Annotated in this window: 27 protein-coding genes and 1 rRNA gene; 13 read left to right on the top strand and 15 right to left on the bottom strand. The window is 47.7% G+C overall.

Annotated features, from left to right (window positions below):
• Window positions 1–10: 10 nt before the first annotated feature.
• Window positions 11–1,120 carry a hypothetical protein gene (locus Psfp_RS01600; protein WP_243120418.1) on the bottom strand — a complete coding sequence of 370 codons (1,110 nt, stop codon included), beginning with the start codon at window positions 1,118–1,120 and terminating at the stop codon, window positions 11–13.
• A gap of 187 nt (window positions 1,121–1,307) precedes the next feature.
• Between Psfp_RS01600 and yyaC the strand changes: the two genes are divergently transcribed.
• Window positions 1,308–1,910 (top strand): spore protease YyaC, encoded by a 603-nt coding sequence (gene yyaC / locus Psfp_RS01605; RefSeq protein WP_134216801.1) that lies wholly within the window; start codon window positions 1,308–1,310, stop codon window positions 1,908–1,910.
• A gap of 194 nt (window positions 1,911–2,104) precedes the next feature.
• Here yyaC and Psfp_RS01610 read toward each other — a convergent pair whose 3' ends face one another.
• From Psfp_RS01610 to Psfp_RS22425, 3 genes are all read right to left on the bottom strand, one after another.
• The gene (locus tag Psfp_RS01610; protein ID WP_134216802.1) at window positions 2,105–2,338 is read right to left on the bottom strand and encodes a YkuS family protein; all 234 of its coding nucleotides are present in this window, start codon (window positions 2,336–2,338) and stop codon (window positions 2,105–2,107) included.
• 68 nt (window positions 2,339–2,406) lie between these two features.
• Window positions 2,407–3,045: a phosphoribosyltransferase family protein gene (locus tag Psfp_RS01615; RefSeq protein ID WP_134216803.1), complete on the bottom strand. Its 639-nt coding sequence runs from the start codon at window positions 3,043–3,045 to the stop codon at window positions 2,407–2,409.
• On the bottom strand, window positions 3,042–3,167 hold the full coding sequence (locus Psfp_RS22425) for a hypothetical protein (protein WP_282434314.1): 126 nt from the start codon (window positions 3,165–3,167) through the stop codon (window positions 3,042–3,044). The genes Psfp_RS01615 and Psfp_RS22425 overlap by 4 nt, the downstream gene beginning before the upstream one ends.
• A gap of 354 nt (window positions 3,168–3,521) precedes the next feature.
• Here Psfp_RS22425 and Psfp_RS01620 point away from each other — a divergent pair, with 354 nt between their 5' ends.
• Window positions 3,522–4,715 (top strand): LarC family nickel insertion protein, encoded by a 1,194-nt coding sequence (locus Psfp_RS01620; RefSeq protein WP_134216804.1) that lies wholly within the window; start codon window positions 3,522–3,524, stop codon window positions 4,713–4,715.
• Between the two features lie 315 nt (window positions 4,716–5,030).
• On the opposite strand, the gene Psfp_RS01625 is transcribed toward Psfp_RS01620, so the two are convergent.
• The 11 genes from Psfp_RS01625 to rpmH all read right to left on the bottom strand — a co-directional run bounded on the left by Psfp_RS01625 (window position 5,031) and on the right by rpmH (window position 14,048).
• A complete protein-coding gene (locus Psfp_RS01625; protein ID WP_134216805.1) occupies window positions 5,031–5,720 on the bottom strand; it encodes a DUF554 domain-containing protein in 690 nt (229 codons plus the stop codon).
• 38 nt (window positions 5,721–5,758) lie between these two features.
• Entirely contained in the window at window positions 5,759–6,631 is an 873-nt protein-coding gene (locus Psfp_RS01630; RefSeq protein WP_134216806.1) for a ParB/RepB/Spo0J family partition protein, read from the bottom strand.
• On the bottom strand, window positions 6,624–7,385 hold the full coding sequence (locus Psfp_RS01635; RefSeq protein ID WP_134216832.1) for an AAA family ATPase: 762 nt from the start codon (window positions 7,383–7,385) through the stop codon (window positions 6,624–6,626). Before Psfp_RS01635 ends, Psfp_RS01630 begins: the two co-directional genes overlap by 8 nt.
• A gap of 486 nt (window positions 7,386–7,871) precedes the next feature.
• A complete protein-coding gene (rsmG, locus tag Psfp_RS01640; RefSeq protein ID WP_134216807.1) occupies window positions 7,872–8,591 on the bottom strand; it encodes a 16S rRNA (guanine(527)-N(7))-methyltransferase RsmG in 720 nt (239 codons plus the stop codon).
• Between the two features lie 10 nt (window positions 8,592–8,601).
• Complete coding sequence (gene mnmG / locus Psfp_RS01645; protein ID WP_134216808.1) at window positions 8,602–10,482, bottom strand: tRNA uridine-5-carboxymethylaminomethyl(34) synthesis enzyme MnmG; 1,881 nt, start codon at window positions 10,480–10,482, stop codon at window positions 8,602–8,604.
• 9 nt (window positions 10,483–10,491) lie between these two features.
• Window positions 10,492–11,871, bottom strand: coding sequence for a tRNA uridine-5-carboxymethylaminomethyl(34) synthesis GTPase MnmE (gene mnmE / locus Psfp_RS01650; RefSeq protein WP_134216809.1), 1,380 nt, complete (start codon window positions 11,869–11,871; stop codon window positions 10,492–10,494).
• A 66-nt stretch (window positions 11,872–11,937) separates the two neighbouring features.
• Complete coding sequence (gene jag / locus Psfp_RS01655; protein WP_134216810.1) at window positions 11,938–12,558, bottom strand: RNA-binding cell elongation regulator Jag/EloR; 621 nt, start codon at window positions 12,556–12,558, stop codon at window positions 11,938–11,940.
• On the bottom strand, window positions 12,555–13,223 hold the full coding sequence (locus Psfp_RS01660) for a YidC/Oxa1 family membrane protein insertase (protein WP_134216811.1): 669 nt from the start codon (window positions 13,221–13,223) through the stop codon (window positions 12,555–12,557). Before Psfp_RS01660 ends, jag begins: the two co-directional genes overlap by 4 nt.
• 43 nt (window positions 13,224–13,266) lie before the next feature.
• A complete protein-coding gene (yidD, locus tag Psfp_RS01665) occupies window positions 13,267–13,473 on the bottom strand; it encodes a membrane protein insertion efficiency factor YidD (protein ID WP_205079440.1) in 207 nt (68 codons plus the stop codon).
• 5 nt (window positions 13,474–13,478) lie between these two features.
• A complete protein-coding gene (gene rnpA / locus Psfp_RS01670; protein ID WP_134216813.1) occupies window positions 13,479–13,817 on the bottom strand; it encodes a ribonuclease P protein component in 339 nt (112 codons plus the stop codon).
• A 96-nt stretch (window positions 13,818–13,913) separates the two neighbouring features.
• Complete coding sequence (gene rpmH / locus Psfp_RS01675; RefSeq protein ID WP_134216814.1) at window positions 13,914–14,048, bottom strand: 50S ribosomal protein L34; 135 nt, start codon at window positions 14,046–14,048, stop codon at window positions 13,914–13,916.
• A 497-nt stretch (window positions 14,049–14,545) separates the two neighbouring features.
• Between rpmH and dnaA the strand changes: the two genes are divergently transcribed.
• The 11 genes from dnaA to Psfp_RS01720 form a co-directional block, all read left to right on the top strand.
• Window positions 14,546–15,886: a chromosomal replication initiator protein DnaA gene (gene dnaA, locus Psfp_RS01680; protein ID WP_134216815.1), complete on the top strand. Its 1,341-nt coding sequence runs from the start codon at window positions 14,546–14,548 to the stop codon at window positions 15,884–15,886.
• 223 nt (window positions 15,887–16,109) lie between these two features.
• On the top strand, window positions 16,110–17,216 hold the full coding sequence (gene dnaN / locus Psfp_RS01685; RefSeq protein ID WP_134216816.1) for a DNA polymerase III subunit beta: 1,107 nt from the start codon (window positions 16,110–16,112) through the stop codon (window positions 17,214–17,216).
• Between the two features lie 87 nt (window positions 17,217–17,303).
• Entirely contained in the window at window positions 17,304–18,404 is a 1,101-nt protein-coding gene (recF, locus tag Psfp_RS01690) for a DNA replication/repair protein RecF (RefSeq protein ID WP_192895225.1), read from the top strand.
• A 27-nt stretch (window positions 18,405–18,431) separates the two neighbouring features.
• Entirely contained in the window at window positions 18,432–18,680 is a 249-nt protein-coding gene (locus Psfp_RS01695; RefSeq protein WP_134216818.1) for an extracellular matrix/biofilm biosynthesis regulator RemA family protein, read from the top strand.
• A 295-nt stretch (window positions 18,681–18,975) separates the two neighbouring features.
• A complete protein-coding gene (gene gyrB, locus Psfp_RS01700; protein WP_134216819.1) occupies window positions 18,976–20,886 on the top strand; it encodes a DNA topoisomerase (ATP-hydrolyzing) subunit B in 1,911 nt (636 codons plus the stop codon).
• 222 nt (window positions 20,887–21,108) lie between these two features.
• Window positions 21,109–21,780 (top strand): hypothetical protein, encoded by a 672-nt coding sequence (locus Psfp_RS01705; RefSeq protein ID WP_134216820.1) that lies wholly within the window; start codon window positions 21,109–21,111, stop codon window positions 21,778–21,780.
• Window positions 21,781–21,817: 37 nt separating this feature from the next.
• Complete coding sequence (locus Psfp_RS21425; RefSeq protein ID WP_192895226.1) at window positions 21,818–21,985, top strand: hypothetical protein; 168 nt, start codon at window positions 21,818–21,820, stop codon at window positions 21,983–21,985.
• A 177-nt stretch (window positions 21,986–22,162) separates the two neighbouring features.
• Window positions 22,163–22,456: a hypothetical protein gene (locus tag Psfp_RS01710; RefSeq protein WP_134216821.1), complete on the top strand. Its 294-nt coding sequence runs from the start codon at window positions 22,163–22,165 to the stop codon at window positions 22,454–22,456.
• Window positions 22,457–22,459: 3 nt separating this feature from the next.
• Window positions 22,460–22,609, top strand: a complete 150-nt coding sequence (locus Psfp_RS21430) for a hypothetical protein (RefSeq protein ID WP_192895227.1) — start codon at window positions 22,460–22,462, stop codon at window positions 22,607–22,609.
• A 458-nt stretch (window positions 22,610–23,067) separates the two neighbouring features.
• Complete coding sequence (gyrA, locus tag Psfp_RS01715) at window positions 23,068–25,503, top strand: DNA gyrase subunit A (RefSeq protein WP_134216822.1); 2,436 nt, start codon at window positions 23,068–23,070, stop codon at window positions 25,501–25,503.
• 518 nt (window positions 25,504–26,021) lie between these two features.
• A 16S ribosomal RNA gene (locus tag Psfp_RS01720) occupies window positions 26,022–26,343 on the top strand; the annotation flags it as partial.

Consider the following 26,343-nt stretch of genomic DNA (forward strand, 5'->3'; position numbering starts at 1 on the left):
CCCTGTCTAATCATATTTTCCTATTAATTATATTGAATCTTTTAATAATGTGAAGCATTTTTTCCGGTCTCCGGAAAAATTTAGCAAACGGCGCCGCCAGCAAAGCTAACAGCAACGCCAGCCCGACACAACCAAAGAGAGGGTAGAGTAACCTGACCAGCGCAGCGAAGCTGAACCCGGATAGAGGCAAGGCCAGCAGGCAGGCTCCAACACCAAAGATGCGGTAAGGCTTCAACGCTCCTCCGGCCAACCTGCTGGCAAAGCCGTGGGCCTGGGCGATAGCAGTGGTGAGGATAGCCAACCAGATCAGAAGGCCCAGAGCCAGTTGAAAGCCGTAACCCAGGCGCCCGGCCAGGTAAAGCAGCGGAATTTGGTAAGTGGACGCCTCCGGAAAGTGCCGCAGTCCGGCCAAGGTAACCAGGCAGACCGCGGCTCCCAGCAGCAGGCCACCCAATACCCCCCCGGCCACTCCAATTTTGCGAGGAACCATCCTGCCCAGTGAGGAAAGGACTGCCAGCGGCACCACCATGTTATAGGATACATAGAGCAAGCCCGCCACAGCCCAGTGCCCGGCCACCCCGGCCGCCGCCGGTACAACCGGCTCCAGGTTTACCGGCCCTCCACCCAGGCGCAGAGCAGCGAGCGATATAAGAGAAACCGCCAAAAATTTTAAGGGAACCATGAACACATTCGCCGTCAACACTCCATCCAGCCCCCCCAGGATAACCATTGCGGTCAGGGTGGCCACCACCAGGACCCCGGCTCTGGCAGGCAGGCCAAACTGCTCGCCGAAAACAGCCGCGCTGCCGGATAGCATCACACTAAGTCCAGCGAGAAGCATGCATAGATTTAATATATCTATAACCTTTCCAACCCGCGAACCCAGCAGCAGAGTGAGAATTTCCTTATAGCCGGTTGATTTCAACGAGGTACAGAGAAACATAACATAGCCGCCTAGATACGCAAACAGTGCGGTTGCCAGAGCTACACCTTTCAGCCCGCTTGCTCCGTGCAGGATAAAAAACTGCATTATTTCCTGCCCGGAGGCAAATCCCGCCCCGATTACAGCCCCGATGTAAGCGGTGACAACCTTGGCCAGCAGCCACACCTGTCCCTTCAAGCTGATTAGAGCCCCCTTTGGGCCGCTCCCGGATACCAACGAAAGCCGCCTGATGCAATACTATGCCGGGAAGGACAGGAGCTGACCATAAAAATTATTTAACAGATTGAAGAATATCCCTCCTCCACTTTGGCAATAAATATATTATTGGAGAAAAATTGCTTGTGTCGCGTTGGGGGGAAGGCGCATGACCACTACTGGCAATCCTGGTACTGTGGTTTTATCTGAAAAGACTAAAATAACTATAGAAGATCCGGTGGCCGTCAGCAAAATTGCAAGTGACCTGGTTAAGCGCATGCAGAGATACGGGGTAACCGGAGATACTGCCAAGATGTTGCTGTGTATCGGCACCGACCGGTCTACCGGGGACTGTCTGGGACCACTGGTTGGCTCAAAAATTGATTTAATGCAGCAAGATTTCTTTGCTGTTTACGGCACCCTGGACCAACCGGTACACGCCAGCAACCTCAAAGAGACCCTGGAACACATCAACAACCTCTATCAAAATCCTTTTATTATCGCAGTTGACGCCTGCCTCGGACGGCTCGAAAGCGTTGGCTGCATTCACCTTGGCGACGGCTCTCTACTGCCTGGAGCAGGTGTAAACAAAGACCTCCCCCCGGTGGGACAAATCCATATTACCGGCATTGTCAATGTTGGCGGCTATATGGAATACATGATCCTGCAGAACACCCGGCTCAACCTGGTGATGCGACTGGCTGACACCATTGTGGGCGGACTCATCAAGGCTATCCGCGAGTTTGAGCAGCAATACGCAGGGGAAGTATAAACCTGCGCGTATGTTTATTTAGAGATTTATTCCGTATGTGGGGAATGCTCTAATTGCATGACAAAAGGTTTTCGGCAATCAAACACCCGGGAAGCATACCCCCCGGGTGTTGATATTCTCTTCATTTCTAAAAGAGAGCCCGCGCTGTACAAATCAAGCCAAGAAGCAGAAACATTAAAGCGCCACGCCCTTTGCTAAAGCCTATTTCTTAGCTCGTCTATAATCTGGTCCTCAGTTTTTCCTGCCGCTTCCAACACTATGGACCTTTCTTTAATATCCTGCATCCCCATCATGTTATCGTCCATACCTGTCACGATGGTGGCGTCAATTTTGCCGCCGGTGTCAGGACTGACCACCTTGTAACCCACTCGCTCCAATGCATTTTTAATATTGGACAGCCCGTCTTCTACAGCAATTATCCTTTTCAGCTTGAATCACCTCCCTGTACAACAGTTAGTGTTCTGCTAAAGAGGTGTTTTTTATTCTTCAGCCGGATTTAAAGATCTGAAAATCTTCGCATTATTTCCATGACCTCCTCATCTTCAGTTTGTTCAAAATTCTCATAGAACTGCCCAACAGCGTAGAAATCCTCGGGAACCATCAGGCAGACCGTCCGGTCGACCTCTTTTTCCAACAGTTCCAACGTATCCCGAGGAGCTACCGGAATGGCCAAAACCAGTTCTTTTGGCCCATAACTTCTGGCGGAACGCAGGGCGGCCTGCATGGTGTAGCCGGTTGCGACACCGTCGTCAACCACTATCAACTGGCGACCCCCGCTTTTCCCTATGTTTCGTCCGGCGCCGTAAAGCGTCATACGACGCCGGATCTCTTCCAGTTCATAGGCGACCCTGTCTTCCAGTTCCCCCCGGCTTATTCCCAGCAATTCAATCAGGCGTGGCTCAAAGAGAGTGGTTCCGTCCTGGGTGACAGCGCCTATGGCAACCTCGGGATTATGGGGCGCCCCTATTTTGCGGGGTATAATCAGGTCAATATTGAGATTCAGCATCCTGACAATTTCAGCGGCTATAACCACCCCGCCCCGGGGTACAGCCAGCACTAGCGCGTCCCTTTCAATAAAACCAGCAAGTTTTTCCGCCAGTTGCCTTCCAGCTTCGGCCCTGTTACGAAAAATCATGTCGCACCACCTTTTAAACCTGCTGTTACAACCAGCCTTATGTTCTCAATAATTCCCAAACACATCCACTTGTTATACACGACAGTGGAAGCGCTCTGCATGTTTTCATTGTAGTTGTGCATACCGCCGCGGCGCCACGTATCATGAAAATACCAGCCGATGTAGGTGCCATTTTAATCGCACACGGCGCGTCAGCGCCGAACTTGGGATCTAAAGTAACTTTTGTGCGAATGATTTCGCACCTACTTTTTTTGAAGCGCTCTGTGTATAAAAAAAAAGCACTGCTGTTCCTGCTTAAAGGCCCACTGGTCAGGATTTTTGACTAAACTAGTGCCACAATTGATAAATCATTATACACTATCGTTAACAGGTTACATCATAATATACTCGCTAACAGTTTTACAGCCAAAAAAAAATTTTTAATAAATTACTATCGAAGCGTTAAAATTGTTAATAGTTAATGGGAGGGATCTGTATTGAAAGCCATTTATATAGATTGCTCGGCCGGACTCAGCGGCAGCGCGCTCCTGGGAGCGCTGGTTGAACTGGGAGCAAAGCCGGAGTTGCTGGTGGAAAAAATTAAAAGCATTGTGACTATTCCTTTTCAACTGACCTTTCGTAAGAGAAACATAAACGGCGCTACTGCCACGGCCACTGTCCTGAAGGTGGAAGCCGGGCAAGAACCCGTACCGGTTGCTGGCATGCTCAAAAGAATTAGCAACAAGGTTTTTATTGGCGGTGAACTGGAAGACAGGTTACATTCTTTATTCGACAAATTTATTCTGGCTCAGTCCAAAGTTTTCAATTTACCTGTCGCGGAGGTCGTCATGCCGGAAGCGGAAATACTGAGAATGATAATTATAGCCACCGGTTTTTTCACGGCCTTAGAGCAGTTAGGGATTGAGAGAATAAATGCGTCTCCCTTGCCGGTTGGCTCTCAACTTTCCACCCATAACTTGGCGCCCCTCCTCATGGAACTGGCCAGGGGAGCGGCAGTCAAGCAATACGGAGGGACGGACGTCCCCATAACTCCACTGGGGGTGGCGCTGCTGACCTGCCGGGCGGATGAATTCGGACTGTTACCGGAAATGACGCTGTCTGAAACCGGTTATGGCGCCTCAGGTGAAGACCGGCAGGACAACCCCCGGGTGCGGATCCTGTACGGTACGGGAAGAGATGGTGAAACCCCGCTCGGCCAATCGGAAACGATTACGGTAGTTGAAACAGCAATTGACGATATGAACCCCGAGTTTTTCCCATTCCTGGTCGATCGTCTCCTTGCCGGCGGCGCCGTGGATGCTTTTTTGATCCCCATTTACATGAAAAAGAGCCGTCCGGCCCACCTGCTAACAGCCTTGTGCAACCGGTCAAGGCTTGAGGATGTTCTTAGTATTATATTTAATGAAACAACAACGCTTGGCGTCCGCGTGCGGGACGATGAGAGGAGAATCCTGCACAGGTACTTCTTTATGACAAGTACCCTATACGGAGAGGTTGCTGTAAAAGCAGGATGCCTCGCTGAAGGAGGCGCGCCGGTACAATACGCTCCTGAATTTGAAGACTGCAAAAAATTAGCCCTGCAGCATGCAGTTCCCATTAAAAAAGTATACGCCGCCGCCCAGCGGGCAGCCCACGAATATATAAATAAAAGCAAACAAAATTCTAGATAGCATATGGATTGCACGTTGCATTCTAAAATCATTCTGTTGAACATTAATTGTTGCGTCGTAAGGCGTAAGGCGTAAAACTTGTGGAGCGGGTATCATATAAATCTTCATGGTTTTTTTATTGTCCCGATAGTAATACTGGATTAGCCTACGCCCTACGACTTGCAACCTACGACCTAACTATGGGACGTGGGTCGTGGGACGTGAGACGTGGGAATATGCTGTATTCCTTTGGGGTCAGAAATAATACCCTTTGGGTCTATATCGGCGCTAGTATCAACACTGTTTCAAGTATTAAATCTCACGTCTCACGTCCAATCACGCTGGTATAATTCTGGGTATTAGTATGGCCAGGGGAATTGCGTAAAATATCGCCGGCAGCAGGTTGCCGACTTTGATCTCGGTTATGTTTAGCATATTAAAAGCTATGCCCAGAATTAAAAGCCCTCCCGTGGCAGTCATCTCCGAAATCACAGCCGGTCCCAGGTAGTCCTTCACAGTCCAGGCCAGAAGGGTAATGGAACCCTGATACAGAAGCACAGGTATAGCTGAAAAGGCCACCCCCAGCCCCATGGTCGAGGCAAAAACAACCGATGAAACGCCGTCTAAAGCCGACTTAATGAAGAGGATGCGGGGATTGTGATTTAGACCGTCTTCGATCGAGCCCATAATAGCCATGGCCCCCACACAAAAAATCAGGCTGGCGGTGACAAAGGCCCGGCCGACGTCGCCTGTAGATCCGCCAACCTTCGCTTCCAACCATTTGCCCAAGCGGGCCAAACCGCCTTCGATATTCAAAAATTCGCCGGTCACGGCCCCCAGCACCAGGCTCAGGACAACCACCAGGACCTGTTTGGTCTGCAGCGACATACTGACACCAACAAGGAGTACGGCCAACCCTAGGCCCTGCATAATGGTACGCCCGTATCGCTCCGGGATCCCCTTTTTAAACAAAAGACCCAGGACAGAGCCCAGGATAATGGAAACTGCATTGACAATTGTACCCACTGTATAACCAGCCCCTCAAAATGTTTCACGTGAAACATTCACGTCTTTTTCCGCCCGGTGATGAGTTCCACAAGCCTGTTCAGTTCGACCGGATCTCCATAAGTAATTTCGAGCTTACCCCTGCCGTTTCGGGTTGCTCGAACTTTGACCGGAGTCTTTAAAAATTTTTGCAATTCTTCCTCGGCTGACGCCAACAGCATTGCTTTATACCGCTTCTTTTTTTCGCCGGCAGCTTTCTCTGCCATAAGCGCCTTCGCTAAATTCTCAGTCTGGCGGACGTTAAGCTGCTGCCTGACAATTTTTCCGGCTGCGGCAGCCTGCTTTTTGGCATCTTCTATGGCTAACAAAGCTCTGGCATGCCCGGCGCTAAGCTGCCCTGCGGCAAGCATTTCCTTAACCTCGTCGGGCAGTCCCAACAGCCTGACCATGTTGGCAACGAAAGGCCTGCTTTTACCAACCCTTCCCGAGACCTCCTCCTGGGTCAACTGAAAATCCTCCATCAGTTGGTGATAGGCCAGAGCTTCTTCTAATGGGTTCAGATCCTCTCTTTGTATATTTTCAATTAAAGATACTGCAGTAGCCTCCAGGTCGCGGTAATCCTTGACCACAGCCGGAATCGTCTTGTATCCCAGACTTTTGCAGGCTCGCCAACGCCTTTCGCCGGCAATTAATTCGTAGCCGCCACCTGCTTCGGGTCGCACCACCACCGGCTGGATAACACCCAGTTCTCTGATCGATTCCGCCAGTTCAGCCAATTTTTCCGGATCAAACAACTGCCTGGGCTGCCGGGACGCCGTCCTGATCTTGTCAATATCAATTTCTTTGAGCTGTTCTGTGGCGCCGGCGGCTGCCTGATCGGCGCTGGGAAACAGAGCCTGCAAGCCCTTACCCAAACCCCTGCGCTTACTCAATCCCCATCACTTCCTTTGCCAGCTCCTGGTAGGCCTCCGAGCCCCGCGAACGCCGGTCGTAAACCATTACGGGCTTGCCGTGACTGGGCGCTTCACTGAGCCTTACATTTCTCGGGACGATGGACCTGTATACCTTTTCCCGGAAGTGTTTTTTTATTTCGTCAACCACCTGAATGGCAAGATTGGTCCTGCCGTCAAACATGGTTAACAGCACTCCCTCCAAGACCAGGTCGGGGTTAAGCTGCTGCTGCACCATTTGGATGGTGTTCATCAACTGGCCCAGTCCTTCCAGAGCATAATATTCACATTGGATCGGAATGAGTACGGAATCGGCGGCGGTCAGCGCGTTTAAAGTCAGCATTCCCAGAGAGGGAGGACAGTCAATAAATATATAATCGTAATCCTCTTTTATTTCCCCAAGCGCTTTCTTTAATATTTTTTCCCTATCCGCCACGCCGACCAATTCAACTTCGGCGCCGGCCAGTTCAATAGTGGCGGGGATCAGGTACAGTTTTTTGACGGCGCAGGGCACAATCACCTCACGGGCGGGCACACCGTTGATCAGGACATCATAAATGCAAAGCTCTATTTCTTGTTTGTCCACCCCAACTCCAGTGCTGGCGTTGCCCTGCGGGTCTATATCGACCAGCAGCACCTTTTGTCCCATCAGTGACAGCCACGCGCTCAGGTTTACAGCCGTAGTGGTCTTGGCAACCCCGCCTTTTTGGTTGGCGATAGCTATTAACTTGCCTATGGTACCCACCCCCCGCATGGAAAGCCGGTTATTATCCGGCGGTTCCGGTCGTAATTATTCAACATCCGCCGTACCAGTTCCTGCTACCCCAGCCAAAATGAATTTTCCGGGCTTTTTTAGCGCCCGGAAAATGTTTGTTAAGAATTTTTTTACTTATCAAGTGACCTGTCGTCGCCAAAAAATAACGTTTTGGGTTTGCTTCAGAGAGCTGGTTGTTAATTTATTCGCACAATGTTACCTTAACGCCATACAGGTTCGGCGCTTACGCGCCGGGTGCGATTAAAATCGCACCCACATCGCTGTTTTTTATCTTCAACAGTCGTGCACATTAGCGACATGTTGTCTAAGCAATGAGTTATCAAATTTTGTTTACCAGCAACTTTTTAACGCCCTATGCCTTACGCCCTACGGCATATTTAACCTTACTAATTCTTTAGAATAAAAAAGTTATTTTGTACAACCAATGTAACCTGCTTAAGCCACAAGCTACAGCGGTTTTTTTTGCGGCATGCCGGCGCGGCGGGGGTACTTGGCGGGTGAAGAGCTAATTTTTCTTACCATGACCAGGTTCCTTTCGTCTCCCAACAGCGGCAGCCTCAATTTAATCACATTCTCCAGCGCTCCTTCCAGGATTGACAGTGCGTTTTTTGCGGCTTTTGTCTCATCCTCCACTTTGGGACCCTTCATTGCTACAAATAAACCGCCCACTTTTACGGCCGGCAGACAGTACTCGGCCAGTACGGGCAGGCAGGCGACAGCCCTGGCTACAACCAGATCATACTGTTCCCTGTGCTCCCCGTCCCTGCAAAAATCTTCAGCGCGGGCATGTATAACCCTGGTTTCACTAAGACCCAGAGCCTCAACCACGTCTTTTAAAAATTTAACTCTCTTTTCCAGCGATTCTACCAGAGTCAGAATAATACCCGGACGGTATATCTTCAGGGGAATACCGGGAAAACCTGCGCCCGTCCCAATGTCCACAATCCTTAGGCCGTTATTAAGACGAACTGTGGCCTGACAGGTCAATGAATCGAGAAAGTGCTTAATGGCAACCTCCCGTTCATCAGTGATGGCGGTGAGGTTGAAACTTTTATTAACCTCAACCAGCAACGCGTAGAATTTTTCAAATTGTTCGAGCTGTCCGCCTGTAAGCTCCAGATCCAAATCGCCTGCTGCGGCGTTCAGCACAGCCGTTATTTCTCCCACATTTACCACCTTACTTGAGACGCCGTATCTGCTCCAGGTAAATCATCAGCACGGATACGTCAGCCGGAGTTACAGCGGCGATCCGGCCGGCCTGTCCGATCGACGCGGGCCTGATCGTCTCAAGTTTTTCTCTGGCTTCCAAAGACAGTCCGCGGACCATCTGATAATCCAGGTCACCGGGAATTTTTTTATCCTCCAGCCGCCGGAACCGCTCAACCTGAGCCTGCTGTTTTTTTATATAACCATCGTACTTTACCTGAATTTCCACCTGCTCCCGTACATCTTCAGGCAGTCCGGGATTTTCCAAAGGCAGAAGAAGAAGCTGCTCGTAGGTGATTTCCGGCCGCCGGATCAGGCCTGCCAGCGATGCTCCCTGCTGGGGAAGGGGAGCGCTCCCAAGCTGTTCCAGAATCCCTTTCACCTCTTCCGTAACCGGCACGATAGTTTTTTCCAACCTGTTTTTCTCTATTTCTATTAGTTTTTGCTTGCTCTCGAAACTCCGGTACCTTTCCGGTGAGACCAACCCTACCTGGTAACCTTTTTCCGTCAACCTGAGGTCGGCGTTGTCCTGCCGCAAGAGTAGCCTGTATTCGGCTCTGGAAGTAAGCATCCGGTAGGGTTCATCAATATCCTTGGTCACCAGGTCATCGATCATGACCCCGGTATAAGCTTCTGAACGTGTTAGAATGAACGGTTCCCGTCCTTTAACGTAAAGGGCTGCGTTGATTCCCGCCACAATGCCCTGCGCCGCCGCCTCCTCGTAGCCGGAGGTGCCGTTGATTTGTCCCGCCGTGAAGAGACCTGGTATGGTTTTGGTTTCCAGGGTCAGCTTCAGTTGGGTGGGCGCCACGTAATCATATTCTATCGCATAGCCCGGCCGCATTACCTCAACTCTTTCCAAACCAGGGAGGGTACGCAGCATGGCCAACTGGACGTCCTCCGGCAGGCTGGTGGACATGCCCTGTACGTACATCTCAGCCGTATTCTTACCTTCCGGCTCAATGAATACCTGGTGGGCCGGCTTGTCCGCAAAACGCACTACTTTCGTCTCGATAGAAGGGCAGTAACGCGGACCCTGACTTTGAATGGCCCCCGTATAGAGCGGTGCGCGGTACAGGTTGTCGCGGATAATCCGGTGGGTTTCTTCATTGGTATAGGTGAGCCAGCATGGTATCTGCTCCCTCCCGGTGACATCCGAAATAAAAGAAAAGTTATGCAGCTTATCGTCACCAGGTTGGACAGTCATGCGGCTAAAATCTATTGAGTGCCGGTTGACCCTGGCCGGAGTGCCGGTTTTGAAACGACCCAATTTCAGACCAAGATCAGTCAAGCTATCTGATAAACCTACCGACGGAAACTGTCCATTCGGTCCGCCCGGATAGGACAGGTCCCCGATCACGATCCGGCCTTTAAGGTAGGTGCCGGTGGTAATCACCACTGCCGTCGCTGTAAACCGCGCCCCGGTGCTGGTCACCACACCGCTAATTTTTCCCTTTTCGATAACAAGTCTTTCCACCATAGCCTGTTTTAAATCAAGGCACGCCTGGCTTTCCAGGGTTTCTTTCATCCTTCCCTGATACAGACTTTTGTCCGCCTGCGCTCTAAGAGCGTGGACAGCGGGGCCTTTGCCGGTATTTAATAGCCTCATCTGGATCGAGGTGTAATCGGTGTTCAGACCCATTTGGCCACCCAGGGCATCCACTTCCCGCACCAGGTGGCCTTTGGCCGGTCCACCCACAGCCGGGTTGCACGGCATCAGCGCCACATAGTCCAGGTTAAGTGTCAGCACCAGGGTGCGACAGTTCATTCTCGCGGCAGCCAAACCGGCCTCACACCCTGCGTGGCCGGCTCCTACCACAATTACATCGTACCTGCCCGCGTTGTACTCCATTTCCTCACCTCACTTACCAATGCAAAAGTCTGCAAATATTCGATCCAGCAAATCTTCCGTTGAAGTTGACCCGGTTATTTCCCCTAAATTCTCCCAGGCAGATCTCAAATCAATTGACACCATGTCAAGCGGCAGTTTTCCGTGTATACCGTTAATAGCCTCTGCCAGATGCGAGGCTGCTTTTTCCAGAGCTTGCTTGTGCCTCAAACTTGCCACCAGTACCGTGTCAGAAGAGGGCGCCCGGCCGCCCAAAACCATGTCAACGATCGTATCTTCCAGCTCTGAAAGACCGGTCCCCTGTTCAGCTGAAATCCAAAGCACCGGACTTCCCGGAGCAAGGCTCTCAACTTCACCCTGCTCAATTTTTATTTCTGCAACATCAACCTTGTTTAACAGGATAATTGATTTTTTTTCTCCGATGCTCTCAATAATCGACCTGTCTCCGCCCGCCAAGCCCCTGGCGGCATCCAGCACCAGCAGGATCAGGTCGGCCCGGCCTATACTATCCCTGGTCCTTGCCACCCCAATTTTTTCAACTTCATCTTCCGTTTCCCGCAGCCCGGCGGTATCAATTATTTTTAATGGAATCCCCCGGATATTTAGTATCTCTTCAATAATATCCCTGGTTGTACCGGGAATTTCCGTGACAATGGCCCGGTCCTCCCGCAGCATGGCGTTTAAGAGGGAAGACTTCCCTACGTTAGGCCTGCCAATAATAACCGTGCTGATACCTTCCCGGTAGATCTTGCCGGTTTCAGCTCCTTTTATCAATTGCTCAATTTCTGACAGGAGATCCTTACTAATTACCATGATTTCAGCGGCAGCCGATTCTTCCAGTCCCTCTTCCGGAAAGTCAACAACAGCCTCCAGCTGCGCCAACAAACCCAGCAGCTTGTGCTGCAGAGAAAAAATGTGCCTGGAAAGTTCCCCTCTTAGCTGGGACACAGCCAGCTTTAAGCCTGCGTCAGTCCTGGCGCGGATGATATCAATGACCGATTCGGCTTGAGCCAAATCCAGCCTGCCGTTTAAAAAAGCCCTCTTGCTGAATTCACCCGGCTCGGCCAGGCGTGCTCCGCAACCCAATACCAACTCCAGAACCCGGCGCAATGGTACTATTCCGCCATGACAGTTAATTTCTACGATGTCTTCCCGTGTATAGGTATACGGCGCCTGCATATAGCTCAGTAAAGCCTCATCAACGACCACGCCTTCACGGTCAACAATATGTCCGTAAAAAAGGTGGTGGCTTCCGGCAGCAGTCCAATTTTTATTTTTGGCCCGGAAAATAAGTTTGGCTATCTCTACTGCTTCTGGGCCGCTTACCCGTACAATACCGATCCCGCCCTCACCAAGTGGCGTAGCAATAGCTGCAATGGTATCCTCGTACATCGATTGCACCTTCCCGGCACACTATTTATAAACCCAGCGGGCTAAGGCCTGCTGGGTTTTAAGGTGTTATTTTTTTGGGGCTATAATAATTTTGCGTAAGGGTTCTTCTCCCTCGCTGAAGGTGTAAATATCATCCCTTCCCTGCAAGACGGTATGGATGATACGTCTTTCTTGTGAACTCATCGGTTCCAGCACTACGTTTCTGCCCCGTTGCTTGGCTTTGTCCGCAAGCTTCAATGCTAGTTTCTGGAGCGTCTCTTCCCGCCTTCTGCGATATCCCTCAATATCTATAATGATTTTTTTTCTGACTTCCTGGTTCTTATTAACCGAGAGATTTACCAGATACTGAAGGGAATCCAGTGTCTCACCCCGCCTGCCGATGAGGATGCCGAGGTCGTCCCCTTCCAGGTTAATTTGAATTTCATGGTCCTTTTCATTTGCCTTTATGCCCACCTGAATCTGCATGGCTCTAAATATATTTTTTAGAAGGTTGGTGGCCTTTTGGGACGGTCCGTTTTTTAAACTAACCATAACCCTGGCCATTTTAGCCCCGAAAATACCAAAGATACCTTTAGACGGCTCGTCGAGAACGGTTACTTCCACTTCTTCCCTGGAAGCGCCTAAATCTATTAAGGCTTGGCTTACGGCATCATCCACCGTCTTACCAGTTTTTTCGACTGCCTTCAACTGTTCTCGGCCTCCTTTTTTACTACCAGCATCTGCTTATTGATAAAAAACTGTTGGATAATGCCGACTATGTTAAATACTACCCAATAAAGCGCGAGCCCGGCCGGAACGGTGCCGGAAATCCAGGCAATAAAGACAGGCATGGTATAGAGCATCATACGCTGGGTAGGATCGTTTGTTGTAGTTGTCATTTTGGACTGGAAGAAGGTAGTAACACCTGCCAGAACCGGTAGAATAAAATAAGGGTCTCTGGCGCTCAAATTTTGCACCCAGATGAAACTGGCATGAGCTTCGTTGAGATATGGAAAATTAAATAGAGACCTGTACAGCGCAAACAAAATAGGCATCTGAACCAGAAGCGGCAAACAACCGGCAGCTGGGTTGACATTGTTCTGCTTATACAATTCCATGATCATCTGCTGCATTTTTTGTTGGTCTTTATTTTTCCACTTTTCCTGTATTTCCTTGACCTTTGGCTGCAACTGCTGCATGGCCAGCATAGATTTCATCTGTTTGTTGGTAAGCGGATAGAGAGCCATTTTGATAATAACGGTAAGCAAAATGATAGCTATCCCGTAATTCGGCACCCCAACGCTGCCCGTCAGCTGGTACAACCAGTTTAATAACCAGGTCATCCCATCTACAATGGCATTAAAAATCTCCAAATAAAATCTGCCTCCTTATAAGCCCTGCGGTTCCCAATTGATTTTAAACCGGATCATATCCTCCAGGGTGCCATGGATGACACTTTAAAATTCTTTTTAAGGCCATCCATGAACCTTTAAACGGTCCGTATCTCTCTACGGCCTGCAGGGCATAATGGGAGCACGTGGGATAAAACCGGCAGGAAGGCGGCTTTAAAGGTGAAATAACCGCCTGGTAAAACCTGATTAATAATAATACTACTACTCGCAAAGGGTTCAACCCCTGTTTATCTTGATTTTTTTTAAAAGCTTCAATAAACCTTCCTCGATTTGGTAAAAATTAAGCCCAACTATTTCGCGGCGGGCCAGCAAAATAAAGTCGTATCCATTAGGAAACTTTTCCTTATTTAAACGGCATACCTCTCCAAACAGGCGTCTGACCCTATTCCTTGTAACCGCGTTACCAACTTTCTTGCTGACAGTAAAACCAAATCGACAATCTTCTCTATTATTAGACAAAAAATACAACACCATATTGCGGTCTGCAACCGACTTGCGGCTGTTATATATTTTTCTAAAATCACCGTTTTTTTTAATTTTGGTAAGACTGCTCATTTCTTCCCCAAGATCATTTTCCTGCCTGCAAAAAATAGCTTATCCAATACTCCTATCACGTTATACAGTTAGAGAGGCCGCTGTGATGAAGCGGCCTCACGCGGTTAACCTCTTTCTACCTTTAATTCTCCTTCTTTTAATTACATTACGACCCGCACGACTGGCCATCCGGCTTAAAAACCCGTGGACTTTTTTATGTTTGCGGCATTTAGGCTGATAGGTACGCTTCAAAAAACACCCCTCCTTCGAAAAACCTTATTATACAGGATGCAGACCTCTTTTAAAACAGGTAATACACAAGAAATCAAATTTTGTAGATATAGAATATATTAATTCTATATATTGAATAAATTTGATATAATTATTCTACCTGTAAAAAAGCAATACATAGAAAAGTAATTCTTATACATTTAAGGAAATTAAAGTCCGTCCTATTGACACACACTACCAATTATATAATAACCAATTTTCAACGTCAAGGAGCATCCCCGCCCCGCCCTATTACCTCTCTACTGGAAAAAGCCTGTTGATAACTCTAAAAAAATTTGATATGATTTTAACATTGAAAATGTCCACACACAGGTTTTGCACACCCTGTGTACAATATTGTGGATTAATTTGTTGATTTCTCTTAACGACCTTTAAAACACTTCTCGACCAGGAGAGGAATTTAAAGGTTTAATTTTCATAGTACGTTGAAACAACACCATTCGGGAGGGTATGTTAGGTTGACCAGAAATGAATTACTTGAGGTATGGGAACAAACCCTCCATATTTTAGAAAAGAAATTAAACAAGCACTCTTTTGATACCTGGCTCAGATCAATCAAACCAATTGGTTGCTATAATAACAGGCTGATTATCGAGGCTCCCAGTCATTTTTCAAAAAGTTGGCTGAGTGACCGCTATGCCCCAATGATAAAAAACGTTTTTCAAGGACTTATAAAACAAGAAATAGAGGTCCAGTTCGTCTTATCAGGTGAAGTAGAAGATACACAAAGCCCAAATAAAAAAGTAAACAAAGATAATTACGAAGAATTGAACATGACCCACTTGAACCCCAAGTATACCTTCGATTCCTTTGTCGTGGGAAACAGCAACCGCTTTGCCCACGCCGCCTGTCTGGCTGTGGCGGAATTACCGGCCAAGGCCTACAATCCTTTATTTATTTACGGTGGTGTCGGTCTCGGCAAAACTCACCTAATGCACGCAATCGGTCAGTATACCCTGGAACACAGCAATAAGAAAAAGGTTTCTTACGCCTCTTCCGAACAATTCACCAACGAACTGATTAATTCAATACGCTTTGATAAAACGGTAGAATTCAGAAATAAATACCGCAGTATGGATATTCTTTTGGTTGACGATATTCAGTTTCTGGCCGGTAAGGAAAGTACCCAGGAGGAATTTTTCCACACTTTCAACACTCTCTACGAAGCCAATAAGCAGATCATTATATCCAGCGACCGGCCACCAAAAGATATCCCCACTCTGGAAGACAGGTTGCGTTCCCGTTTTGAGTGGGGGCTGATTACGGATATACAACCTCCCGATATAGAAACTCGCATTGCTATCTTAAGAAAAAAGGCGCAACAGGAAAACCTTTCAATACCTGATGAGTGCATCTATTTTATCGCCGACAATATTCAATCCAATATCCGGGAGCTGGAAGGAGCTCTGATCCGGGTCATCGCTTACGCCACTCTTAACCATGAAGAGATTAATGCTGACTTAACCTCGGAAGTCCTTAAAGACATGCTTCCTACCAGAAAACCCAAACAGATAACCATTGATCTGATCCAGGAAGTAGTGGCCTCCTATTACAATATCCGCATTGATGAATTCAAGGCCAAGAAAAGGACCAGGCTTGTAGCCTTCCCCCGCCAGATAGCCATGTACCTGGTACGGGAGTTGACAGATTTATCTCTGCCCAAAATAGGAGAAGCTTTTGGTGGCCGGGACCATACCACCGTCATCCACGCCTGTGAAAAAATCAACACCGAACTAAATCAAAACGTTGATTTACAGGATAAAATAAAACATTTGATTGAGCTTATTAAAAAGAACTAACAGGCTGCTCTTATAACTTGTTGCTACAGTTGTGGATTTTTTTAAGCGGTCCATTTATGGCGCAAAATTATTTTGTCTTTGTCCTTAACTAATCAACACGTACATTTTCTAGCTTAACCAATCTCTAAAGCTACTTATACACATAATCACACCTAACTACTACTATTACTAAAAGATCTCTAATAATAAATAATATAATAATAAAAAAAACTGGAGAAAAACCATGAGAGTTGTTGCCGCTAAAGAACAGCTTCTAAACGCTGTTCAGATCGTGCAAAGGGCCGTATCAGTCAGAAACCCTCTACCTATACTGTCAGGGATTAGATTTGAGGCTGTTGATAATAAGATTTTTCTCACCGCAACAGACCTCGACATGGGTATACGTTGCTCCTTTGCAGCAGAAGTAATAGAACCTGGAGCCGCCGTACTTCCCGCCAGGTATATAAGCGAATTGGTGCGGCGGTTGCCCGACGTACCAGTTTTGCTAAGAGCCGAGGCAGTCACCGGCAGCGTTACCATTCAGTACGGTCAATCAGAGACAAGTATCAACGGCTATCCAGCCGAAGAATTTCCTGATTTTCCAATACCCTCTGGTGATTTGACCTTCGATTTACCGGTGGAAGTATTAAGAGGGTTGGTCAGGCAGGTCGTTTTTGCAGCTGCCAATAATGAGAACCGTCCAGTTTTTAACGGGGTCCTGTTTGAATTACATGACGGCTACCTTCAAGTGATAGCAACAGATACTTACCGCCTCGCCTGGCGCAGGCTTCCTCTGGAGAATTGCGAAAAAATTGATATAAATATTATCATTCCAGGCAAAACTTTAACTGAGTTGGTAAAAGTCATAGAGCCGGAGAAAGTGGTTAATATAACAGTTACGGAAAACCAGATTCTTTTTAAGGCTGATGACACCTGTCTTATTTCCCGTCTCATTGACGGACAGTTTCCAAATTACAAGCAGGTAATCCCGCAGGAGCATCTTACCAGGATACGGCTTAAAACCAAGGAATTGGCCGAAGCTACGGAAAGGGCTTCCCTCCTGACCAAGGATGGCTCTCCTATCGTAAAAATGAGCCTTGAACAAAACACACTGATAATTTCTGTTAATACAGAAGCCGGCAGAGTGCATGAGGAAATCCCGGTTTTCCAGGAAGGAGAACCGTTTCAGGTAGCATTTAACGCCCGCTATCTTGGCGATGTTTTGAAAGCCATGGGCTCGGAAGAAATAATCATGGAATTGACCGGTCCTCTCAGTCCGGGAGTACTTAGACCGGTTGATGATCAAGAATATCTTTCACTACTGCTTCCGGTTCGCTTACGAGGGGTATAGTGGAGGGGCCCTTGTTTATTTGTTTTTTCTCCGGGGGTGGTTTATCAGCGTGTTCTAGCCTGTTTTTCGTTAGGAGTTGTTAGGTCATTGTTTTTAAAGCAGCTCGAGTTGAACAATTTTAGAAATTATCATAAACAGGTTCTTGAACCAGGGCTTTTTCTAAACATCCTGACAGGTCAAAATGCTCAGGGTAAGACCAATATACTGGAATCTATTTACATGGCATGTATTGGAAATTCTTTTCGTACAGCCAAGGAAAAAGAAATTATTAACTGGGAAAGCGACTTCTCTTATATTCACTCCCTGCTGCAAACAGAGCAACATTCGCTTCAGGTTAATATTTTTCTTAAACAAGGGTTTAAAAAAATTGAAGTAAACGGGTCGTTAAAACGCGGCAGCCCTTTGGGTTGGCCGGGTGTGGTACTTTTTACAGCGGATGATCTGGCTTTGGTCAAAGGGTCGCCTTTTGAGAGGCGGCGTTTTTTAGATTTAGAGGTAGGTCCTTTTCACCCGCAATACGCTCATAACCTGGCGAGGTATCAACGTGTGCTTGTACAACGCAACAATCTTTTAAGGGAAGTCAGGCAGAAGAGAGAAGAAAAAAGTTCCTTACAGGTTTGGGATGAACAGCTGTGCCGTTATGGAGCCAAAATTTTATCTATCAGACTGGAGCTCCTTAAAAAGTTTAGTCCGCTGCTGCGGTCGCTGTACCGTGAATTAGCCGCAGGAGTCGAAAATTTTGATATTCGTTACAAGTCAACGGTAAAGTTGGAGGGGCTAAATTCCGAGGAAGAAATTTATAATAAATTGCAGCAACAAATGTACCTCCTTCAGGCCGAGGAGATTGACAGAGCGCAATCTCTGTTGGGTCCGCACCGGGATGACCTTATTTTTTTTATAAATGGACGGGACGCCAGAATTTATGGATCCCAGGGACAGCAGCGGACTATTGTGCTAACTCTTAAAATTGCCCAGATTGACCTGTGGAAAGAAGAACTGGATGAGTATCCGATTCTGCTTTTAGACGATGTCATTTTTGAGTTGGATCATGACCGGCGGCAGGCTATTTTTGAGAGAATCGGAAGTTTGGTACAGACCTTTCTTACTACCACCAAAACTGAGGATATAGGTTTTTCAAAAGAATTGAACCATAAGACATTTACAGTAAGCCACGGCAGCATCATATAATTTTTGCTTTTACGAGGAGGAATAAAAATGTTTTTACATCTGGGAGGAGACGTGGTTGTCCCCAAGAAAGATATTATCGCAATTCTTGATTACAGAACAAAGCTTTCTCCTGCAACCAGGGAGTTTCTGGAGATTTCCAAAGATGAAGGTTTTATAAAAAAGATATCGCAAAACGACAAAGATAAAGCATATATCGTGACAAACAAGGAAATTTATATATCTCCTATTTCCTGCGTTACTTTACGTAAAAGATCCGACGCTTTTCTGGGTGAGTAGAGCACCCCGGGGATAACGTCCTTGGTTGCCTTACAAATGCGGGTGCGAATTTATTCGCAGGATAAGGCCTGGCAGAAAAACCTTGAACTGCTTCGCAACGCAAGTATGATTGAATTCGCACCCGTATTGCTGTTCTTATCTTCTGCCGGCGCCGCGTTATCTATATCTAATTGTTATTTTCTAAATATTACCGTGCTTTATTGTCACGGTTTTGTATTTCCGGATAAACTTGAGGAATTTCCAAATTTATGATAATATAACGATTTAGAGTATTGGAGTTAGGAGTTGACTGGCTATGTCTGACGATAGTAATAATGTCCGCTACGGCGCTGAGGACATTCAGGTTCTGGAAGGCCTTGAGGCCGTCAGGCGGCGGCCGGGCATGTATATAGGCAGCACCTCTGCCCGTGGCCTGCACCACTTGGTTTATGAAGTGGTGGACAACAGTATTGATGAGGCCATGGCTGGTTTTTGCGATAAGATTGAGATCATTATCAACGAAGATGATTCAATAGCGGTCATCGACAACGGAAGGGGTATCCCTGTCGATATTCACCCTAAAACAGGTATTCCCGCGGTACAGGTAGCCCTGACCATGCTGCACGCGGGCGGCAAATTCGGCGGTGGCGGCTATAAAGTATCAGGCGGGCTGCACGGTGTTGGTGTCTCCGTGGTTAACGCCCTTTCTGTTTGGCTGGAGGTTGAAGTCAGAAGGGACGGTAACATCTATCACCAAAAGTATCAGCGGGGCGAATCGGTCACTGAGTTAAAAATTATCGGCAAGAGCAAAAGCAACGGTACCAAAGTGACTTTTAAGCCCGACCCGGAGATTTTTGAAGAGCTGGTTTTTAACCATGATACCCTTGCTCAGCGCCTGAGGGAGCTTTCTTATCTGAACATGGGCATCAAAATTATACTGCGTGATTTACGCAAGGGGACAGAGGTTGTTTTTCACCACGATGGCGGTATACGCGACTTTGTCACACATCTCAATAAAAATAAAACTCCTCTGCACAGCAAACCAATTTATATGCAAAAGCAGAAAGACGAAGTTATGGTTGAGGTATGCATGCAGTATACCGACGCCTATGTAGAGAACATCCTCTCTTATGCCAATAATATTCATACTATTGACGGCGGGACCCATGAGGCCGGGTTTAAAGCTTCTCTTACCAGGGTTATCAACGACTATGGTCGTAAATATAACTTGCTTAAAAATGGGAACAGCAACCTGTCCGGAGAAGATATCCGTGAAGGTTTAACCGCGGTAATCAGCGTTAAAGTAACGGATCCTCAATTTGAAGGACAGACCAAGACCAAACTGGGTAACAGCGAGGTTAGAGGTATTGTCGACAATGTGGTTGGAGAAAGTCTTTCTACCTTCCTGGAAGAAAACCCGGCGATTGGCAAACGTATTATGGAAAAATCTCTTACGTCCGCGCGGGCTCGCGAGGCTGCACGCAAGGCCAGGGAATTAACCAGACGTAAAAGCGCGCTGGAAAGCTCAACCTTGCCGGGTAAGTTAGCGGACTGCTCCGATCGCGACCCGTCGGTAACAGAACTTTACCTGGTAGAGGGTGATTCCGCCGGTGGGTCGGCCAAGCAGGGACGTGACAGAAGCTTCCAGGCGATTTTGCCCCTACGCGGCAAAATTTTAAACGTTGAAAAGGCGAGGATGGACAAAATTCTGGCCAATGAAGAAATAAGGGCTATGATAACCGCCATGGGCACCGGTATCGGTGAGGATTTTGACATTAATAAGGCCAGGTATCACAAGCTGATCTTGATGTCTGATGCTGATATCGACGGAGCCCACATCAGGACTCTGCTGCTGACCTTCTTTTACAGGTACATGCGCCCACTTATAGAGGCGGGGTATGTCTTCATTGCCCAGCCTCCTCTGTACCGGATCAAGAAGGGAAAAACAGAGAGATATATTTACAACGACGAAGAATTGGAGAGAACCCTTAAACAAACTGGCCGGGACGGGATTACCATTCAGCGCTATAAAGGTTTGGGTGAAATGAACGCCACCCAACTCTGGGAAACTACTATGGACCCGGATACCAGAACAGTCCTGCGGGTTGACCTGGAAGACGCCATCGAAGCAGATGCCATCTTTAGCATGCTGATGGGTGACCGGGTGGAGCCACGCCGTGATTTTATTACAGAAAACGCGCTTGCTGTGCGCAACCTGGATGTTTAACAAAATCACTTAATATAGAAATGAGAGGCCTGGATTAAGTTCACGTCCGGGCCTCTTATTTTTTTATAATTAATTAAATATAAATATCCATAATATGGGATATTTATAATAAAGCGATACAAAAAGAATACAAAAGAAAATAAAACTTATTTAACGATAATTACCGTTTTTGGAGTTTGCATCGATATGGTAATATGTTAATCAAAAACGAGGTGGTAAATTATGTCAAAAGTCACTGCTCTAAAAAAATCCGCCGGGGAATCAAAGACCATAGAAACTGTTAAAAATTGCCGCATACCTAACGTTGAGGTGCCTTCCGCCATTATGCAGGCGGTGCAGGCTTTTATTAAAGATAAAGGTAGTACAATGGCTCAATTCTGGAAAGAAGCCGCGACATACCGCCTGCAGGCAGAGGAGATTAAAGACGCCAAGGAAGAACTGGATCGGATCCTGGGGCAAATTGCTTACGCCGAAGACAAGTTGAGGTACATAGAGGACAAGGAGGAGCTCATTGCAGATAGAGAGACGCGTCTTGGCGAATTGGAGCAAGCTCAGGACGCTATTATCGAAGAGCGTAAAAAGGAATTGGAACTAAGGGCCAAGGCGCTTGAGGAAGACTACCAGGCCAAGTTGGCTGAACTAAAGGAAACCGGTGTCAGGCAGCAGGAAGAGTACAAGGCGCGACTTGCAGCCATTGAGAACGAGATCAGGGAGAGAAGCGAGGAGTATCGCCGTTACCTGGAGTTGGACTTTCAGGATAAAGAAAGGGAGATTATTAAACGTGAAGCACAAATTGAGGTGCGCGATGAGATCACCGCCGAAAAAGAAAAGTTCTGGTCAACCATGTATGACGCCGTGGTTAAATTAACACGGGTCTGTGGGGCCTTAAAATAAAAACGAAGGCAGTTTTTTATTGTATTAGGATGGAGTATTGAGTGCCCTGTACCGTGGCGGCGTTGCCCGGGACGCTGTCCGCCTGGCTGTAAGGGTTGGAGAACAGGCTGGAATTATTCCTGCCGGATCGGCCAGGAACTTAAGGATAACCAATATGTCCTTGGGTGGTATATGGCGAAGGTACTTTTGTAAAGAGGGGGGATAATGAAAAAAACTTACATTACAAAAAAACAAAAAAAGAGGTGGTGTCCCTTGCTTGTATGAAGCATGCGGTGGGATGAGTGGTTTAGATAAACCCTTCAGAAGGCCAACACCATGGCCAATAACTACATGCAGTAAAGATGACCCAGTGTGATTGCACATAAATCTGGGGGGACGTCTTATGAGAACTATCGCGAACTACCGGCCGGCTAAAGGGCAAAAAATAAAGTCTTTATTAATAACATTGCTGTTTCTTGCAGCAGCATTCCTGGCGGGCGCCGCCGTCCAAAAACAAGCTAATTTCATACAGGATTTAATTGCAGCGGCTCCCGTCGCTTTAGAAGGAATTAAAGCGTTTCTGAATGAGAAGGTCGTTTTTAAGGTGAATACAGTGACCAGCCAATTTAAATGGACGGTAGCTATCACGCTGCTGGTTATAAAGGATTTCATCTGGCACTCCGTTAGAGGGCCTTAAAGAATGATGCGGTATACACGGGAGGTGCTTAATTGGGGATACAAAAATAATAATAATCTCGAGGCACAGGCCGCAGGCTCTCCTGCAAAAGTTTCAACTGGTATTGAAACTATCGGCTGGAAAAGTGTGCCGGAGGTTGTTTGGGGCGGATGAACTATGTCGCCCAAAAAAACGAGACAGAAAAATATGAGGTGGTGTCCCTTGATTGCATGTATAAACTCCGGGCAGGGCTCCTGGGGTTAAAAAAATAAGACCATGCGGCTTCAAAGGTGTGATGATAAGGGGAATAGGTACCATCCCCGGGTTGTTAAACCCGATAATAACCAAGCTGCCTGGTTGTGGAAAATTTAATATGTTATATACTTATTTATACAAGGTAAACGGTATTACAGGTAAGCAAATATCTCCAAAATAAACACATTTACCTCCGGAGGAGCCGGTGCGGAAACTGTTTGGGAGGCTAGCCTGGATACCTCAAAAAACTTTAAGTATTAAAAGAGCGGGTTTACGGCCTGCTCTTTATTATGAGCAGGGCACCAAATTGCATTTGACGGCTCATTTTGATATAATTCCTTCGTAGAAAATAATGGATTGATTGAGGTGAGCAGAGTTTGCCGTCATTAACCGGAAAAATCGTGCCAATAAATATTAACGAAGAGATGAAGCATTCTTATCTGGATTATGCCATGAGCGTAATCGTAGGGCGGGCTCTGCCGGACGTAAGGGACGGCCTGAAACCGGTACACAGGCGCATTCTCTATGCCATGCATAGTCTGGGCTTAACTTCCGATAAATCACACCGTAAGTCTGCCTATATAGTTGGTGAAGTACTGGCCAAGTACCATCCCCATGGTGACGTGGCAGTTTATGACGCCCTGGTCCGGTTGGCCCAGGATTTTGCCTCCCGTTACCCTTTGGTGGACGGTCACGGCAACTTTGGCTCTGTGGACGGTGACTCTCCGGCAGCCATGCGTTATACTGAAGCGCGTATGGCCAGAATAACGGCGGAGATGCTGGCCGATATAGATAAAGATACAGTTGATTTTGCACCGAACTATGATGATAAGAATGAGGAACCAACGGTTTTGCCGGCCCGTATCCCTAATCTGCTGGTAAACGGGTCATCCGGTATTGCCGTAGGAATGGCAACCAATATACCGCCCCATAATCTTGGCGAGATCATCGACGGTATAATAATGCTGATTAAGAACCCGGACATAGAAGTTAAAGAATTAATGAGCGCCATTCAAGGCCCTGATTTTCCAACCGGCGGTATGATTATGGGGCGGGAAGGAATCTGGAACGCCTATCGCACCGGGCGCGGCAGCATCAAGGTGCGGGCTCAAGCCGTCATTGAAAAGACAAACAACGGCAGAAACTGCATTATTGTCAACGAGATACCGTATCAAGTCAACAAAGCCAGGCTGATTGAAAAGATTGCCGAGTTGGTTAAGGATAAAAGACTGGAAGGGATCAGCGACCTCAGGGACGAGTCGGATCGCCGCGGTATGCGGATTATGATCGAACTAAAGAGAGACGCCAACCCCCAGGTTCTTCTAAATCAGCTTTATAAGCACACCCAAATGCAGGAAACCTTCGGCGTTATCATGCTGGCGCTCGTGGACGGAAAACCCCAGGTGTTGAGCTTAAAGCAGGCTTTGCATTACTACCTGGAGCATCAAAAGGACGTAATCGTACGCCGTACCCGCTTTGAACTGAACAAGGCTGAGACACGCGCCCACATCGTCGAAGGCCTGCGCATTGCCATAGCCTACCTGGACGAGGTAATTAAAATAATCAGGTCCTCGCATAATACCGACGCCGCCAAAAAGGCTTTGATGGAAAGGTTCAGCCTTACGGAAAGACAGTCCGAGGCTATTGTAGAAATGCGGTTGAGACAGCTTACCGGGTTGGAGCGGGAAAAGCTGGAGCAGGAGTACAAAGAGCTGATGGAAAGGATCGCCTATCTGCGGGCTATTCTGGCAGATGAGAGCAAGGTACTGGGCATCATTAAGGACGAGCTTACCATAGTTAAGAAAAAATTTGCCGATCCCAGGCGCACAGTTATTTCCAGTGATGAAATTACTTTTGATGCGGAAGATTTAATTCCTGAAGAGGACGTGGTCATCACTATAACCAACCAGGGTTACATTAAGAGAATCCCCCTGGACACCTACCGCAGCCAGCGCCGGGGCGGCCGTGGTGTAACGGCTATGGGGACCAAGACAGAGGATTATGTTCAGCATCTCTTTATAACTACAACCCACCATTTCTTTCTTTTCTTTACCAACCAGGGCAAGGTGTACCGTTTGAAGGTGCATGAAATTCCTGAGGCGGGACGCCAGGCCAAGGGTACCGCCATCGTGAACCTCTTGTATATTGGTGGGGACGAAAAAATTACCGCGGTTATTCCTGTCCGGGAGTTCGACCCCGAGCAGTTCCTCTTTATGGCTACAACCAGGGGTCAGGTCAAAAAAACCTCCCTCAATGAGTACGACACTTCCCGCCGGGACGGGATTATAGCCATTTCACTTAGAGAAGGCGACCAACTGGTGGACGTTAAGCTTACAAATGGTCAAGAAGAAATTATCCTGGCCACCAAGGGCGGCATGGCCGTCCGCTTCCCGGAAGAAGAGGTACGCCCCATGGGACGGGGTACCCACGGAGTCCGGGGGATTACGCTTAAGTATGATGATGAGGTTATCGGTATGGAAACGGTCCGTCCCGAGGCATTTTTACTTGTTGTCACTGCCAATGGATTCGGTAAACGCACTCCTCTTACGGAATATAGATCCCAGGCCAGAGGCGGCAAAGGGCTGATTAATATCAAAACAACCGAGCGGAACGGCCCGGTGGTAGCTGTAAAAGTGGTCAAAGATGAAGAAGAAATCATGATGATCAGTGCCGAGGGTATCATCATCAGGTTGAGAGCAGGAGATATTTCTACTATTGGGCGGTCTACCATGGGTGTTACCTTGATGCGGATGGATGCGGGAGACTCTGTAGTTGCGGTGGCCAAGGTTTACACCGATGATAACGAGGAATAATATCAGAAAAATATATTCGACTAAAAAGTTAAAAAGTCCTAATGTACCTTGACAGCATGTTAACCCTGTGTTAAATTTATAATCGTGCCGTGTGGTGGACAGCCCACGGGAGCAAGAGTACGAATCCGGCCAGAAAATACCAGTTGACACGGGGCCGGCAGAAATGATAGGATAATATTTGCGTCGCGCTAAAGGGCGACACGGTCTTTGAAAACTAAACAGTGGATGGATGGAAATGAGACGTGGGATGTGAGACGTGAGACGTGGGAATGAATGACAGACTCAAGGGTCCAGGACCCAAGAGGAAGCCGGGAGTTCACACGACAAGCGAACTACAAACCATGACTCAAACACATGACTCTCGTCAAGTGAAAACTAACGAGCAGTATTCCAAAACAACGACGTGTAGAGTGAGAAATGAAACGTGAGAAAGGGACCCGGAAGGAATGCCTGAATCCCACGTTCCACGACTCACGACACACGACTAAATTAACGAGCGAGATCAAATTATTCAGATATAAATGGAGAGTTTGATCCTGGCTCAGGACGAACGCTGGCGGCGTGCTTAACACATGCAAGTCGAACGGAAGTTTGAGGGGAAGCTTGCGAATCTCAAACTTTAGTGGCGGACGGGTGAGTAACGCGTGGATAACCTGCCTTAATGACCGGGATAACGCCGGGAAACTGGCGCTAATACCGGATACGCTCACGGGGAACACATGTTTGGGTGAGGAAAGGAGCAATCCGCATTAAGATGGGTCCGCGTCCCATTAGCTAGTTGGAGGTGTAAGAGACCCCCAAGGCGACGATGGGTAGCCGGCCTGAGAGGGTGGACGGCCA

Origin of the sequence: Pelotomaculum sp. FP (assembly GCF_004369245.1) — a bacterium.
GTDB lineage: Bacteria > Bacillota > Desulfotomaculia > Desulfotomaculales > Pelotomaculaceae > Pelotomaculum_C > Pelotomaculum_C schinkii.